Here is a 14,826-nt window from a genome sequence, read left to right as displayed (position 1 = left end):
AGCCTATCTCCCCCCAAATAAGCGCCCGGCTCATCTCCCTACAGCCTCCCCCTCCAGCCGTAAGTGCATACCGCATTGCCGCCAGATTCCTCAGTGGGGCATTGGCTGGCGCGGTTCCTACAGCCTGCCTGCCAAACGGCCAACCAGCGGCAGGCGCAGCCCCACAGAGGAACACTGCGGCATAGCCTATCCCCATCCACATTAGCCCAGAGGAACACTGCCGGTATATCCCCATCCGCTGCATCCCCACATTACCACATCAGCACATTATCCTTTACCTTTGTGTCACTATGCAACTATATAGCCCATCTCTCACAGCATACAAACGGTTACCTACCCTCGAGGTAAAAGTTGGCGACCTCCTGATCGGCAACAACCACCCTATCCGTATTCAAACCATGACCACCACGGACACCATGGATACCGCCGGTACCGTGGCCCAGGCCATCCGCTGTATAGAAGCCGGCGCTGAGCTGGTGCGTATCACCGCCCCCAGCAAAAGCGAGGCAGAAAACCTGCTCCCCATTAAGAACGAACTGCGTAAAAGGGGCTATCATACCCCCCTTGTAGCCGATATACATTTTACGCCCAATGCAGCAGAAATTGCCGCCCGTATTGTAGAGAAAGTACGGGTGAACCCGGGCAACTATGTAGATAAAAAGAAATTCGAAACCCTGGTCTACACCGATGCGGAGTACCAGGAAGAAATAGAGCGTATCCGCCAGCGTTTCACCCCCCTGGTGAATATCTGCAAGGAATACGGTACCGCCATGCGTATAGGCACTAACCACGGCTCCCTCAGCGACCGTATCATGAGCCGCTACGGCGATACCCCCATGGGCATGGTAGAAAGCGCCATGGAGTTCCTCCGTATAGCAGAAAGCCTTAATTATCAAAACATTGTGCTGAGTATGAAGTCCAGCAACCCGCAGGTAATGGTACAAGCCTACCGCCTGCTGGTGCAAACCATGCAACAGGAGCTGGGCCACAGCTATCCCCTGCACCTGGGGGTAACAGAAGCCGGCGATGGTGAAGACGGCCGTATTAAATCCGCCATCGGCATAGGTACCCTCCTGGAAGACGGCGTAGGCGATACCATCCGCGTATCCCTCACAGAAGACCCGGAATTTGAGCTGCCCGTATGCCGCGACCTGGTGAAACGTTATACCAACCGCGAAGGCCACCAGCCCATCCCTCCCGTGGACAAGCTGCCTTACTCCCCTTTCGAATACAAACGCCGGGAAACCATTGCCGTAGACAACATCGGCGGCAAACAGGTACCCGTAGTGGTAGCAGACTTTGGCAAGATCAGCGGCATACAACCCGCAGACCTGCAAGCCATTGGTTACCAATATGATGAGCAAACAGACAAGTGGAATATTGCCGACCAGGCTGCAGACTACATCTTCTCAGAAGAGCTGCTGTCCTTTGCCCTGCCAGGCACCCTCAAAGTGCTTACCTGGTACGATACCTGGCGGCAGGCAACAGACAAGGACAAATATTTCCCCTACCTCACAATGGACCAGTACCTGCAGGAAGGAGAAAGATCCCCCGTGCTGAATGTAGTGGATGTTGACAGCAGCCAGCCCCTGCCGGCAACCTTCCTGCAAAAAGTAAAGGCCGATCCTACCGCAGTACTCTGCATCTGCGCCACCAACAATACCCACGCCATGCCGGAAGTACGGCGCATGCTCATGACCTTAATGGAGCAACAGGTAGCCAACCCGGTCATCCTGCTCAGCAGCAGCGCCCATACCAACCCGGACGACCGCCTGCTGCAATACGCCATTGAAACCGGCGCCTTGCTGCTGGATGGTTTTGGCGATGGTATAGGCCTGGGCATCAACTACAGCAACCAGCGCACTACCGCAGACCTGGCCCGCATAAACCCGGTAGCCTTTGGTATCCTCCAGGCCACCCGTACCCGTATCTCCAAAACTGAATATATCTCCTGCCCCTCCTGCGGCCGTACTTTATTTGACCTCCAGGAAACCACCGCTAAGATCCGCGCGGTAACCAACCACCTCAAGGGGGTTAAAATAGCCATAATGGGTTGCATCGTAAACGGCCCCGGCGAAATGGCCGATGCAGACTTTGGCTACGTAGGCAGCGGTGTAGGTAAGATCACCCTGTACAAGGGCAAGGAAGTAGTGAAACGCGCCCTCAACAGCGAAGTAGCCGTTACAGAGCTCATTAACCTGATCAAGGAAAGTGGCATGTGGGTAGAGCATAAGCTGGAAGACGCTAACGCTGCCGCAGCGGTGTAAGATGGCCATGCCCGGCGGGGCTCCTGGCTTGATGTCACATAGTCGGGGCGCCAATTACATTATCCATCAAAAATTCCGGCAAAGGGACCTTCACTAGGCTTGCTTTAGCTTGCTGGTTTTGACCTTGTTCCTTATACAAGATCAAGGCAGTACTGACACCCAGCGCGCCGGAAAGTCTTCCTTCATAATTAGAGCCAGGCAAGTTAGGAAAACGGTAGGTAACAACTTCTTAACCTATAAGGAGCCGGCAACGCCGGTAGCACCACAACGGCCACCCCGTCTCATTCCACCAGTCGCCTAAGCCCTACTTCCCCAAAAAGAAAATGCCCGCCTGGGGTCTGGCGGGCAATTCTGCTATAGCTATTTTTTGAGGTTAACAGGATGTTCAGAAAAATTTTCAACACATTGCATCAATAGTGTGGTGAAATCAGGGGTTAACGGCATCATTTATTGGACAATACAAAGGTACATTTACAATACCCTGCCTGACAAGCGTATTTCTACGCGTTTTTTAACGGAAAATACTTTTTATTGTGTATTTTACTCCCCTAAACGCATTTCATATGAAACGGTTCCTTACCGGAATATTGATCATGCTTTTAGGCGCCTCCATCACCATGGCACAAGCGCCGGCAGCCAGTAAACCGAAAACAAAAACGGAGAAAACAGCCACCAGCACCGGACCTCTGAAGAAAGACGGCTCGCCCGACAAGCGGTTCAAAGCCAACAAAACATCCGCTACAGAAGGTCCTAAAAAGAAAGACGGCACCCTCGATATGCGCTACAAAGCCAACAAGGATGCCGGCAAAAAGAAAAGCTAAGCGTATTATTGGTTTAAAACTGTTATCATAAAGGGGTTTCTTCGGAGGCCCCTTTTTTTTGTAATTTCATTTCATGCTTGACTTCAGACTAAAGGTCTTCTATACCGTGGCAAAACGTTTAAGCTTTACCAAGGCGGCAGAAGAGCTGTTTATTTCACAACCGGCCGTTACCAAACATATCCATGAACTGGAGCAGCAACTGGGTATGGCCCTGTTTGAGCGTATTGGTAATAAGATCACCATTACGCCCGCCGGTAATATCGTTATGCACTATGCGGATGAGATCTTTACCAGCTACCGCAACCTGGAGTACGACATCAACCAACTGAAACATGAACGGGGCGGCCGCCTGCAGATAGGCGCCAGCACCACCATCGCGCAATACTTCATTCCTCCGCTGCTGGCCCGCTTTAACCAGCGCTACCCGGAGGTCAGGACCTCCCTCGTCAGCGGCAATACAGAACAGATAGAGCAGGCCATCCTGGAAAAGAATATACAGCTGGGCATTATTGAGGGCAGCTCCCGTAACCCGCAATTAAAGTATGTGGAGTTTGCAAAGGATGAGATAGCGCTCATCGGCAATGTACAATACCCATATGGCGCAGGCGATATCCTTACCGCGGCGGAACTGGCGGCCATTCCCTTACTGGTACGCGAGCATGGCTCCGGCACCCTGGAAGTGATCATAGAAGAGCTTTCCCGCTTACACCTCAAATTAACGGACCTGAGTATTGCCATGTACATGAGCAGCACAGAAAGTATGAAATCTTACCTGCACCACGCGCCGGTAGCGGCCTTCCTGTCACTGCAGGCCGTACAGCGGGAGCTGGAGGCCGGGGAGTTCAAGATCTTACCCGTAAAAGACTTCAAACTGGTGCGGCAGTTCCAGTTCATTCACCTGCAGGGCCAGCAGGATAAGCTGTCCCAGTTGTTCATGCGTTTTGCCGGCAAGGAGATCAAAGGAGAAAAGGCGGCGGAAAAATAGGCCCTGCCCCTACCATGCCCGCCCCGATAACCATACATATAGATCAGCTATCGATAATAAACCAGCTACCCACATAAAAAAGGAGGCAGCACCATTTTCATGATGCTGCCTCCTCTTATCTCTTATCGGCAAAAATTATCTGCTGCGTTGTAACGTATATACGATAAATGCGCTGTTCCCTTCAAAAGTTACCGGCGCTCTCCAAACCATATTATTACCATCCGCAGAGCTCAGCTCTACACGGTAACCATCCGTTACATCCTTAGCCTTTACCCCTTCTGCCAGCTTCTTGAACTGGAACATGCTGGAACCGGCCTGTTTGTACAATGACCACATAATAGGCTGGGAAACAGTAGTACAACCATCAGATGTGGAAGACAAAGTATACGATCCCTTACCGTTGGATGGCAGGGACCAGCTGCTGCCTTTAAAGCAGTTATAAGAGGCCTCGTCAAATACGGTTACCTTGCTGTTAGCAGGTATCCCTTCAAACTGGATATCCGTTACGATCCAGTTACCCTGTACGCTGCCTTTTGAAATACTTTGTGTGGCGGCGCCGGAAGAGCTGGCGCAGGATACGGCAAACAATGATGCGGCTATAAGGCACAATGTTGCAAGGGCAAGATTTTTCATCTTCATCTGTTATGATTTAATTTAAATGCGTGTCTGTAGATGAGCAAAAAAGCAAGAAATATACCAATTAAACATCCCTGCGGGTCATTTTGTTGAGGGAGCCAACTGGCTGGCTGGATAAGCACGGAGCAGCCTTTCCTCCATTTCATGGTATTTCCGGTAAAAATAGATATTACTGGCCAGCAGGGCCATCATCACCACACACATGGCTATCACAATACAACGCCACCAGATGCTTACCTGTATATACCGGTGCTGAGGCGGCTCCTGCAGGTTTATGACCGTATAATTAGCCTGGTGGCGGTTACGGCGCCCGCGCTGCTGCTCTTCCATCACTTCCCAATGCACCCGCCGGCTCAGCTGGTTCCATACCTCCGCTGGTGGCGGTACCGCCCCATCCAGCGCGGCCTGCTCCAGCCGGTAGGCCACTACAGATATCTCAGACTCCAGCTCCGGGTAGTCATACCGCATCTGCTCCAGCATAGCCTGCTCTTCAGCGGTAGCCAATCCCAACAGGCAACATTCAATTGCCCCACTGTCTATATATGTCTTGAGTGTCAATTTAATGCGTATATATACGGCCAAAAAATGAAGCTATTTGCAGCCGCCATTCACATCAATCCCTATGTAATATACGTGATAAAGGCTGTAACCGTTTCTATTGGATAACAAAAATACATTATTTGTTTACCGGATACCGGCATCTATTCCCCCGATAGAAAAAATTTATACCTCGATGCAATATTTAACACACGGCATCGGCATCAAAACGGTAGCTTTATGTTATCATTAACGATGTTCGTGGTCCCCGGTACGGGCGTCGTTATTGTTTCCTTCCAATTACCTGCTGAACAACTGTTCCTTTTCACCACTGTTATTACGGATACACGCTGCTGCGTTGATCACTCAGCTGCCGTTATCTTACCTATCTGCAACTGCTTTAACTGTAACCAGTGAACAAACCTGTAAAACCGATGGGTTATGAGAGCACTATTGACAGGATTGCTGTTGTTGATAACAACTATTAGAGCCAGCAGCCAGGTTATTACTACGGCAGATAGTATACGCCGCGTGCTGCGCATATACGAAGACAATGACTTTATGAACATTCGTGGCAAGGGCACGGATGAGTCCTACACAAATGGCACCCGGGCAGATTATTTCTACCAGAAGAAACGCCCTTCCCGCTTTCTGGATAAATGGCTGTTGCCGCGTACCGGTATCAACGCCATCAATACTTATCACTGGAGCCTCATGCAGGTAATGATCACCCCAAAAGATATCGGGGAGGCCAAATACATCCCGGATGATTATTCGTACTCCGGCGCACTGTACCTGAGCCATGGCCTCGATTCTTATGACCCCGTCAGGAAATTCAGCCTGCAGTCAGAACTGGTGATGGGCGTAATGGGGCCCTGGTCCCTGGCCAGGGAGGCCCAAACCTGGATTCACAGCATAGCCGGTTTCCAGCAGCCCATGGGCTGGGATAACCAGCTGCCCAACGCTCCCCTGCTTAATTATAACTTCACTTATGAGCGGATGGTCTGGCAACCGGGCAATGCCATGGAGCTCATAGCGGGCGCCAGCGGCTATGCCGGTACCATGCTGGATGGTGGCGCTATACATACCACCCTGCGCATTGGGCATATGAATCCTTATTTTGGTATAAAACGCGGCAGCGCCCAACGGGAAAAGAAGTTCCAGGCTTATTTTTTTATGCGCCCTACCGTAGAGTATACCTGGTACAACGCCCTGCTGGAAGGCGGCCTTTTCAGCTGGAACGATAGCGGTTTCGAAGTACGGAAATCCTTTAACAAAGCCACCCTCATTCCCTGGAATACCCGTATAGATTACGGCGTTACCCTGGCCTTCCGCCGCTTTATGATCGCCTGCTCACAAAAAACCCAAAGCGCCTCCCTCAAGGGTACACGTCAGCACGAAGTAGGTAATATTTCGCTCTACCTCCTGCTGTGAGCGGGAATACGTCACTAGCATATAAAGCATCTGCATCCGCCGCAACCAAAGAAGATCTGCCGCCAGGGCCCACTCTTCCCCGCGCCGCCTCCACGCTCCCTCATTCCCGTGATTAGCTTAACTTTACCTTTTGTTCCAAATTATGAGCTTATCCCGCGAATCACAACAATACCAGCAACGTTTCCAGGATGTATACCACGGCCTGAACGAACGCCAGCGCCTGGCTGTCGATAACACGGAAGGCCCCGTAATGGTAATAGCCGGTCCGGGTACAGGTAAGACCCAGATCCTGGCTTCCCGTATTGGCAAGATCTTACGGGATACCGATTTCCTGCCGCAGAACATACTGTGCCTCACCTATACGGATGCAGGCACCGTAGCTATGCGTAAACGTTTAACAGACTTCATTGGCCCGGATGCTTACCGGGTAAACATACATACCTTCCACTCCTTCTGTAATGAGGTCATTCAGGACAACCTGGCCCTCTTTGAAAAGAACACGCTGGATGCCATTTCCGAACTGGAAAAGATCCAGCTGCTCAAAAAGCTGATAGACGGTTTTAGCAAAGACAATCCGCTGAAACGCTACCGCGGGGATGTGTATTTTGACATGAAGAACCTGGCCTCCCTGTTCTCCACCATGAAACGGGAAGGGTGGACAGTAGCATACATCCGGGACCGTATCAAAGCCTATATGGATAGCCTCCCGGAACGGGACGAATACATCTGCAAACGCGCTACCAAAAACTTTAAGAAAGGTGATATCCGTACCGATAAGATAGCCGTAGAAGCAGAAAAAATGGACCGCCTGCAGGCCGCTGTAGAACAGTTTGATGTATTCCAGGCCATGATGCAGGCCGCCAACCGCTACGATTTTGATGATATGATCAACTGGGTGATCCGTGCCTTTGAGCAGCACCCTAACCTGCTGGCAGACTATAAAGAACGTTATCAGTATATATTGGTGGATGAGTACCAGGATACCAGCGGTACCCAGAACAAACTGATACAACTGCTCATCCAGGGCGAAGAACTGCCCAACATCTTCGTAGTAGGCGATGATGACCAGAGTATCTACCGTTTCCAGGGCGCCAACATCGAGAACATGGAGCAGTACGCCGGCAGCTTTGCAGAAACACTGCTGACAGTAGTCCTCACGCAGAACTACCGCTCCGTGCAGAACATCCTCAATGTGGCCATGACCCTCATAGACAACAATGGGGCCTCCCGCCTGGTAAACCAGCTGCCTGGACTTAGCAAAGATCTCACCGCCAGCAACAGCAAGCTTATTCCGCTGGATATTCCGCCGGTAATATCCCGCTACAACACCCCCCGCGAAGAAATGGCCGGTATTACCCTGGCCGTTACCCGCCTGCTGGAGGAAGGAGTGATGCCCGGTAAGATCGCTGTCATCTACCGGGAAAATAAATATGGCGAAGAGCTGGCGCAGTACTTCCGCCTCAAAGGCCTGCCCGTTTATTCCAAACGGAACATCAACCTGTTTGAGGTGCCTTTTGCCCGCAAAGTATTGACCCTGCTGCGTTACGTGGCACGGGAACTGGATACGCCCTATAGCGGCGATGACCTGCTCTTCTCCATCCTCCATTACGATTTTTATAATATCCCGCCCATAGAAGTGGCCAAGGTGAGCATACGTGTATCCGAAAAAGGCTACGAAGAAAAGACCTCCCTGCGCCAATACCTGCAGGACTGGCAAAAGACCCGCAACCTCACCCTGTTTACAGAGGCCCCGGATGTAGCCATGATGAACGTAGGCCGCATGGTGGAAAAATGGATCAGCGATGCGCAGAACGTAACGCTGCAAAACCTGTTTGCCAATATCATCAACGAAGGCGGCGTACTGTCCCATATCATGCAATCGCCGGAAAAGATCTGGCTCATGAAGGTATTACAGGCGCTGTTTGATTTCATCAAAGAAGAAACGCACCGCAATCCAGACCTGGACGTGACCGCCCTCATGGATATGATCGCCCTCATGGAAAGCAACGGCATCCCCCTGCCCCTGGTACAGGTGGCCGGCAATGATAAAGGCATTAACCTGATCACCGCCCATGGCTCCAAAGGCCTTGAGTTTGAACATGTGTTCGTAGCCAGCACCAACTCCCATCTCTGGGAGAAAAAACGGAAGAACAGCAGCGGCTTCTCCTTCCCGGATACGGTGTTCGTTACCCAAAGTACCTCTACAGACGAGCAGGAGCTGCGGCGCCTGTTCTACGTAGCCATTACCCGGGCAGAGAAACACCTGCATATCAGCTACCCGGAGTTCAAACACGATGGTAAACCACTGGAACCCAGCCTGTTCATTACAGAGATCCTGGAACATCATATATTACCGGAAGCCAAAATCGAAATGCCGGAGGATGCGCTTTTCGAATTCGAGCTCCTGAACTTTACCAAAGGCCAGGCTCCGGAAATAGCCCGGGTAGACCAGCAGTTCATCGATAATATGCTCGCCGGTTTTGTGATGAACGTAACAGCGCTGAACAATTACCTGGACTGCCCCCTGGGTTTCTTTTATAAAAACCTGGTACGCGTGCCCACCGGCCGCTCAGAGAATACGGAATTTGGCTCCGCCGTACACTATGCGCTGGAAAAGCTGTTTGTGAAAATGCAGGAGAACGGCCAGAACACTTTCCCCTCCCGGGAAGAGTTTATCCGCGATTTTTCCTGGAGCATGCGCCGTAACCGGGAATCCTTTGCCAAAGAGGCTTTTGACCGTCGTATGGAATACGGCCGCGACATCCTGGCCCAGTACTACGATACGTATATCAATACCTGGCCCCGTATCGTAAGCGTAGAGCGTAACATCCGCAACGTAGTGGTAAGCGGCGTGCCCATAAAAGGCAAAGTGGACAAGCTGGAATTTGACGGCAGCGAGGTAAATGTGGTGGACTACAAGACTGGCGACTACGAAAAAACGATCGGCGTCTACCACAAATTCGACCGCCCCAATGAGCGCAACCCAGATGGCGGCGACTACTGGCGGCAGGCCGTTTTCTACAAGATCCTGCTGGATAACTACCGGCAAAAGAACTGGAAAGTGGTCAGCACAGAATTCGATTTTATAGAGCCCAACAAACAAAAACAGTATCATAAACAGAAAGTTACCATCACCCCGGAAGATGTAACCACTGTTACTCAGCAGATTGTGACCACCTGGGCCAAAATACAGAACAAGGAATTTTACATCGGCTGCGGTAAACCGGATTGCCCCTGGTGCAATTTTGTAAAGGACAATAAACTGCACGTGGCTCTCCACGACCTGGAAGAGGAAGAGGTAACGGGAGAATAGGAAAAGTAAGGCCCGAAAGCACTAAGTTTGTAAAATTTATCAGATATCATAAGGACTAAGAACAGCATTAACTAAGATACAATGACTCAACGTTTCCGGAGCTGGGCATGCTTACTGATCGTATTCGTATTCACTTCCGTCTTTCTTTCGCGCTGCGCTAATATAGTGCCTCCGGGTGGCGGTCCCAGGGATACCGTGCCGCCTGTGCTGGTAACGGTAGACCCGCCGGATTCTACCCTGCATTTTAAGGCCCACCGGGTGCGGTTCACTTTCAGCGAATATGTGGAGCTGGATAATATATTCGATAAGATGATCGTATCCCCAACCCTCAAACGTGTACCTACCGTTACATCCAAGCTGCGTACCGTTACCATGGAGGTAAAGGATACGCTGGCCCCCAATACCACTTACACCTTCAATTTTGGAGACGCCATCAAGGATGTGAACGAGCGTAACCCCATCGAGGACTTCGCCTACGTGGTATCCACCGGCAGCTACCTGGATTCCCTGCAGGTAAAAGGCCGCACCATCGATGCGGAAACGGGTAAGATAGATAGTAGCGTATCCGTACTGCTGTACCGCAATACCTTCGACTCCGTGGTATCTAAGGAAAAACCCGTGTACTACGCGCGCTCCAAAGGCAATGGTAACTTCTGGTTCAAGAACCTGGCCCCGGGCGATTATAAGCTCTTCGCCATCAAAGAAGAAGACCGCGACCTGCAATATACCCAGCCCACTGCGGAGCTCATCGCCTTCGAAGATAGCCTCATCCACCTCCGGGAAGACAACATAAAGGACCTCACCATGCTGCTCTTTATAGAAAAGGATAGCACCATGAAAGCTCCTCCTGACGATCAGGCCCTGCCCCCGGAAGAGCCTTCCCAGGAAGACAAGGATAAGGAAGAAGAAAAGAAGAAAAAGACCCGCCTGCAGGTAAATCCCACGCTCGACCAAAACGAGCAGGACCTGGATACGCCGCTGGTGCTCACTTTCAACGTACCAATCAGGACCCTTGACAGTACCCAGATCCACCTGGCAGAGGATACCATCCTTACGCCGGTAAACTTTACCTCCGCTTTTGACTCTACCCGTACCCGCTTATTACTCACCTATAAATGGAAAGAAGGTACGCCCTACCGCCTGATCTTTGATAAAACAGCTGCCACAGATACGCTCAACCATCAGCTAACCAAGCCGGATACCATTGGTTTTACCGTTAAAAAGCGCTCAGACTATGGAAAGATCTTCTTTAAGCTAAGCGTGAGCGATAGCTCCCGTACCGCCCTGAAGATCGATAGCAGTACGCACTTTGTAGTACAGCTGGTAAAGGAAAAGGACGTAAAATATTGGGGCACGGTCGTAAATGGCGCCTGGACCAAAGAGCTCATCATCCCCGGAGAATACGAGATCCGTATCCTGCTTGATCAGAACAACAACGGCAAATGGGACCGCGGCGTCTACTACGGCAAGCCCAAAAAACAACCGGAAAGGGTCGTAAGCTTCCCGGATAAAAAGAACATCAAGGCCAACTGGGGCGTTAAGGAGGATCTGACGCTGTAGCTATTGGCATTTAGCCACTAGCTTTTAGCTATAACCGTTAGCAATTGGCCATTAGCTTTTAGCTATAGTCCAATTGCTAAGCCCTCGCCAGAACGCCGGCAGCAACCCAAACACGAACAGCTTTTGGCCAATATCAGCAGCGCTGCATACCCGGCTAATGCCTGCAGCCAACTGCCAAAAGCTAACCGCTAACCGCTATCTTTGTATCATGATCTTTTCCTCCGCCCTGATTGAAACTGCGGTAAATGAATTTGCCAGGATGCCGGGTATAGGCAAAAAAACAGCCTTACGGCTGGTATTACACCTGCTCAAACAGGAACCTGCCCAGGTGCAGCAATTCAGTGATGCCATTGCCCGTATGCGCCAGCAGATCAAGTTCTGCAAACAATGCCACAACGTATCTGATGAAGATATATGCAGTATCTGCGCCAGCCACACCCGTAATAAGGACATAGTATGCGTGGTAGAGAACATCCGTGACGTAATGGCCATCGAAAATACCCAGCAGTACAATGGATTATATCATGTGCTGGGTGGTATCATCTCCCCTATTGACGGTATAGGCCCGGACCAGCTGAACATCCACTCCCTCGTAGAGCGTGTACAGCAGCAAGGCACTGCCGAAGTGATCATGGCCCTTAGCCCCACCATCGAAGGGGATACCACCATCTACTACCTCTCCAAAAAGCTAAAGGATTACCCGGTAAAAGTTACCACCATTGCACGCGGCATCGCCTTTGGCGGCGAACTGGAATACGCAGATGAAATGACCCTCGCCAGGTCTATCACCAACCGCCTGCCATTGGAAAATTACATGCAGAAGTAGATATAACCAAGTAGCTATAACAAGGCTCATTATCACCCGTAGTGGCAGCATTACACACATCGGCAAACTATAACGCACAGAAGCCAATGCAGTACAATACAATACAATACAATACCAACTATTTTCCATTAGGAAACTGCCTGCAATAATATAAAAACTGCATCCCTCCCCTAAGGAACGATGCATAAAAAAATACAGGTGCTTAATAGCACCCGTTTGTGTTTAACCTGTAATTCCACGTTATGAAAAAGGCACTCAGCGGGGCTTCCCAGCCTCCGCTGATAATTCGCTGGGTAATTCGCTAGACAATTCGCTGGGTAATTCGTTATCGGTTGGTTCACTCCCATCATTGGCAGCCATTTCCTGTAGTTTACGCCACTGCGCCATTTCATACTTATTCAGGAAACACACTTTAAATACCTCCGGCTGTTGATTATCCTCAAACGGTATTGGTTGCAGCCCCAGCCTCGCCAGGTGCTGCTGTAAGCTATGGATATGCTTTGCGATGCTCATGGCTGGATTTTAAGTACAATAGAAAAAGCTAAATGGTGGTATTTTACTCCTAACGGCAGCACATACAACAGGAAAGTACGTGGCCTGCAGAGCAATGGGTATTGGTGGCTACCTCACAATTTTGCAGATATTTACTGTATTCGATTTTCATGATTTACCTATAACGCAGCCTTGCCGCCTATTACCCTACAAATATAGTAGACTATTAAGACTAAACAAAATTTTTACACTTTTTTCTAGAAACCACCCGCCGCCGCAGCCCACAATGGATCGCCACGAACAACCACAAACGATCGTAAACCATCTCAGATCATCTAAGATCATCGCAAACCATCGCAGACCATCGCAGACCATTACCCACACCGCTTCAGTTCCGCATGGCTCCCCAGACCTGCACTGCCTAATCTACATTGTATTTACGTCTCTCCTCTCCAGCCTCCCACTCCAGCCTGACGTGCATATCGCATTGCCGGCAGGTTCCGGGGTGGGGCCTTGGCTGGCGCGGGTTCCAACGGCCTACTTCCAAAACGAACAACCAGCGGCAGGCGCAGCCCCACAGAGGAACACTGCCGGCATAGCATATTCCCCCTCTCTCTGGCAGAACCTGCATACCGCATTGCCAGCAGCTTCCGGGGCGGGGCCTTGGCTGGCGCGGCTCCTACAGCCTACCTCCAAAACGAACAACCAGCGGCAGGCGCAGCCCCACAGAGGAACACTGCCGGCATAGCATTCTCAAAAGCCCTTCACCCCAGGAGAATCCCAAATACCCCCCGCCAAACCCAAATCTCACTTTTCTCTCCAGACTTTACTATCTTTGCCAAATGCAGTTGGGTGGATTTGTTTATTGTTCGACCCTCCCGCAACTAACCTAAGTTAAACCGTAACTAATAAACATTCAAGCCAATGAAATCTTTGCAACAATGCGCCGCAGAGCGCATCCTGATCATCGATGGTGCAATGGGCACCATGATCCAACGTTATAATCTCCAGGAAGCAGACTACCGGGGAGAACGCTTTAAAGACCATCACAGCGATGTAAAAGGCAATAACGACCTCCTCAACCTTACCCAGCCACAAATTATAGAAGCCATCCACAAATCCTACCTGGATGCCGGCGCGGATATCATTGAGACCAATACCTTTAGCAGCACCTCCATTGCCATGGCAGATTACGACATGCAACACCTCGCCTATGAGCTCAACGTTGCTGCCGCCTCCATCGCTAAAAAAGCTGCCGCTGAATACACCGCACAAAACCCGGATAAACCCAGGTTCGTAGCCGGTGCTATTGGCCCGCTCAATAAAACGCTGTCCTTGTCGCCGGATGTGAATAACCCGGGCTTCCGCTCCGTTAGCTTTGACGAAGTAGCCGCTGCTTATACGGAACAGATAAAAGGCCTGGTAGATGGCGGGGTAGACATATTACTGATAGAGACCATCTTTGATACGCTCAACTCCAAGGCCGCGATCTACGCTATTAAGCAGTATTTCCGGTCCATTGGCCAGCCAGAGCTGCCCATCATGATCTCCGGTACTATCACGGACGCTTCCGGCAGAACCCTCAGCGGACAAACCCTGGAAGCCTTCTATATCTCCGTTATGCATGCCAACCCCTTCTCTATAGGGTTGAACTGCGCGCTGGGCGGCCAGCAAATGCGCCCGCATATAGAAGAGCTGTCACAGATAGCCTCCTGTTTTGTGAGCTGCTATCCCAATGCCGGCCTGCCAAACGCTTTTGGCGAGTATGATGAGCAACCGGAAGATACTGCCCACATCATCGAAGACTTTGCCAAAGAAGGTTTTGTAAACATCGTAGGCGGCTGCTGCGGCACCACGCCGGATCATATACAGCATATAGCGGAGCATGTGAAAACGCTGAAGCCCCGCCCCCTGCCCAAGGTAGAGCCTACCCTGGCATAAACATAAGTAACGAC

At 50.8% G+C, this 14,826-nt stretch carries 11 protein-coding genes; 8 read left to right on the top strand and 3 right to left on the bottom strand.

The features are described 5' to 3' along the window. The first annotated feature begins 290 nt into the window (after positions 1-290). From ispG to F0L74_RS04170, 3 genes are all read left to right on the top strand, one after another. Positions 291-2,267, top strand: a complete 1,977-nt coding sequence (gene ispG, locus F0L74_RS04180; protein ID WP_149836561.1) for a (E)-4-hydroxy-3-methylbut-2-enyl-diphosphate synthase — start codon at positions 291-293, stop codon at positions 2,265-2,267. Between the two features lie 563 nt (positions 2,268-2,830). After that, positions 2,831-3,088 carry a hypothetical protein gene (locus F0L74_RS04175; RefSeq protein ID WP_149836560.1) on the top strand — a complete coding sequence of 86 codons (258 nt, stop codon included), beginning with the start codon at positions 2,831-2,833 and terminating at the stop codon, positions 3,086-3,088. 73 nt (positions 3,089-3,161) lie between these two features. Then, positions 3,162-4,073 carry a LysR substrate-binding domain-containing protein gene (locus F0L74_RS04170; protein WP_149836559.1) on the top strand — a complete coding sequence of 304 codons (912 nt, stop codon included), beginning with the start codon at positions 3,162-3,164 and terminating at the stop codon, positions 4,071-4,073. A gap of 135 nt (positions 4,074-4,208) precedes the next feature. Here F0L74_RS04170 and F0L74_RS04165 read toward each other — a convergent pair whose 3' ends face one another. Both F0L74_RS04165 and F0L74_RS04160 read right to left on the bottom strand, forming a co-directional pair. Then, positions 4,209-4,712 (bottom strand): lipocalin family protein, encoded by a 504-nt coding sequence (locus F0L74_RS04165; RefSeq protein ID WP_149836558.1) that lies wholly within the window; start codon positions 4,710-4,712, stop codon positions 4,209-4,211. A 78-nt stretch (positions 4,713-4,790) separates the two neighbouring features. Beyond that, positions 4,791-5,267 (bottom strand): hypothetical protein, encoded by a 477-nt coding sequence (locus F0L74_RS04160; RefSeq protein ID WP_149836557.1) that lies wholly within the window; start codon positions 5,265-5,267, stop codon positions 4,791-4,793. A 420-nt stretch (positions 5,268-5,687) separates the two neighbouring features. Between F0L74_RS04160 and F0L74_RS04155 the strand changes: the two genes are divergently transcribed. From F0L74_RS04155 to recR, 4 genes are all read left to right on the top strand, one after another. Beyond that, on the top strand, positions 5,688-6,680 hold the full coding sequence (locus F0L74_RS04155) for a lipid A deacylase LpxR family protein (RefSeq protein ID WP_149836556.1): 993 nt from the start codon (positions 5,688-5,690) through the stop codon (positions 6,678-6,680). 142 nt (positions 6,681-6,822) lie between these two features. Next, positions 6,823-9,993 carry an ATP-dependent helicase gene (locus F0L74_RS04150; protein ID WP_149836555.1) on the top strand — a complete coding sequence of 1,057 codons (3,171 nt, stop codon included), beginning with the start codon at positions 6,823-6,825 and terminating at the stop codon, positions 9,991-9,993. An 81-nt stretch (positions 9,994-10,074) separates the two neighbouring features. Next, positions 10,075-11,553 carry an Ig-like domain-containing domain gene (locus F0L74_RS04145; protein WP_149836554.1) on the top strand — a complete coding sequence of 493 codons (1,479 nt, stop codon included), beginning with the start codon at positions 10,075-10,077 and terminating at the stop codon, positions 11,551-11,553. Between the two features lie 157 nt (positions 11,554-11,710). Beyond that, on the top strand, positions 11,711-12,379 hold the full coding sequence (gene recR, locus F0L74_RS04140; protein WP_262714223.1) for a recombination mediator RecR: 669 nt from the start codon (positions 11,711-11,713) through the stop codon (positions 12,377-12,379). 255 nt (positions 12,380-12,634) lie between these two features. Here recR and F0L74_RS04135 read toward each other — a convergent pair whose 3' ends face one another. Continuing rightward, on the bottom strand, positions 12,635-12,892 hold the full coding sequence (locus F0L74_RS04135; protein WP_149836553.1) for a hypothetical protein: 258 nt from the start codon (positions 12,890-12,892) through the stop codon (positions 12,635-12,637). A 903-nt stretch (positions 12,893-13,795) separates the two neighbouring features. On the opposite strand from F0L74_RS04135, the gene F0L74_RS33615 reads away from it, so the two are divergent. Continuing rightward, complete coding sequence (locus F0L74_RS33615) at positions 13,796-14,812, top strand: homocysteine S-methyltransferase family protein (protein ID WP_213086884.1); 1,017 nt, start codon at positions 13,796-13,798, stop codon at positions 14,810-14,812. The last annotated feature ends 14 nt before the right edge of the window (positions 14,813-14,826 follow it).

This window comes from Chitinophaga agrisoli (genome assembly GCF_008386695.1).
Classification (GTDB): domain Bacteria; phylum Bacteroidota; class Bacteroidia; order Chitinophagales; family Chitinophagaceae; genus Chitinophaga; species Chitinophaga agrisoli.
The sequence above is the reverse complement of the archived record's forward strand: the minus strand, read 5'-3'. Positions and strand labels throughout refer to the sequence as shown.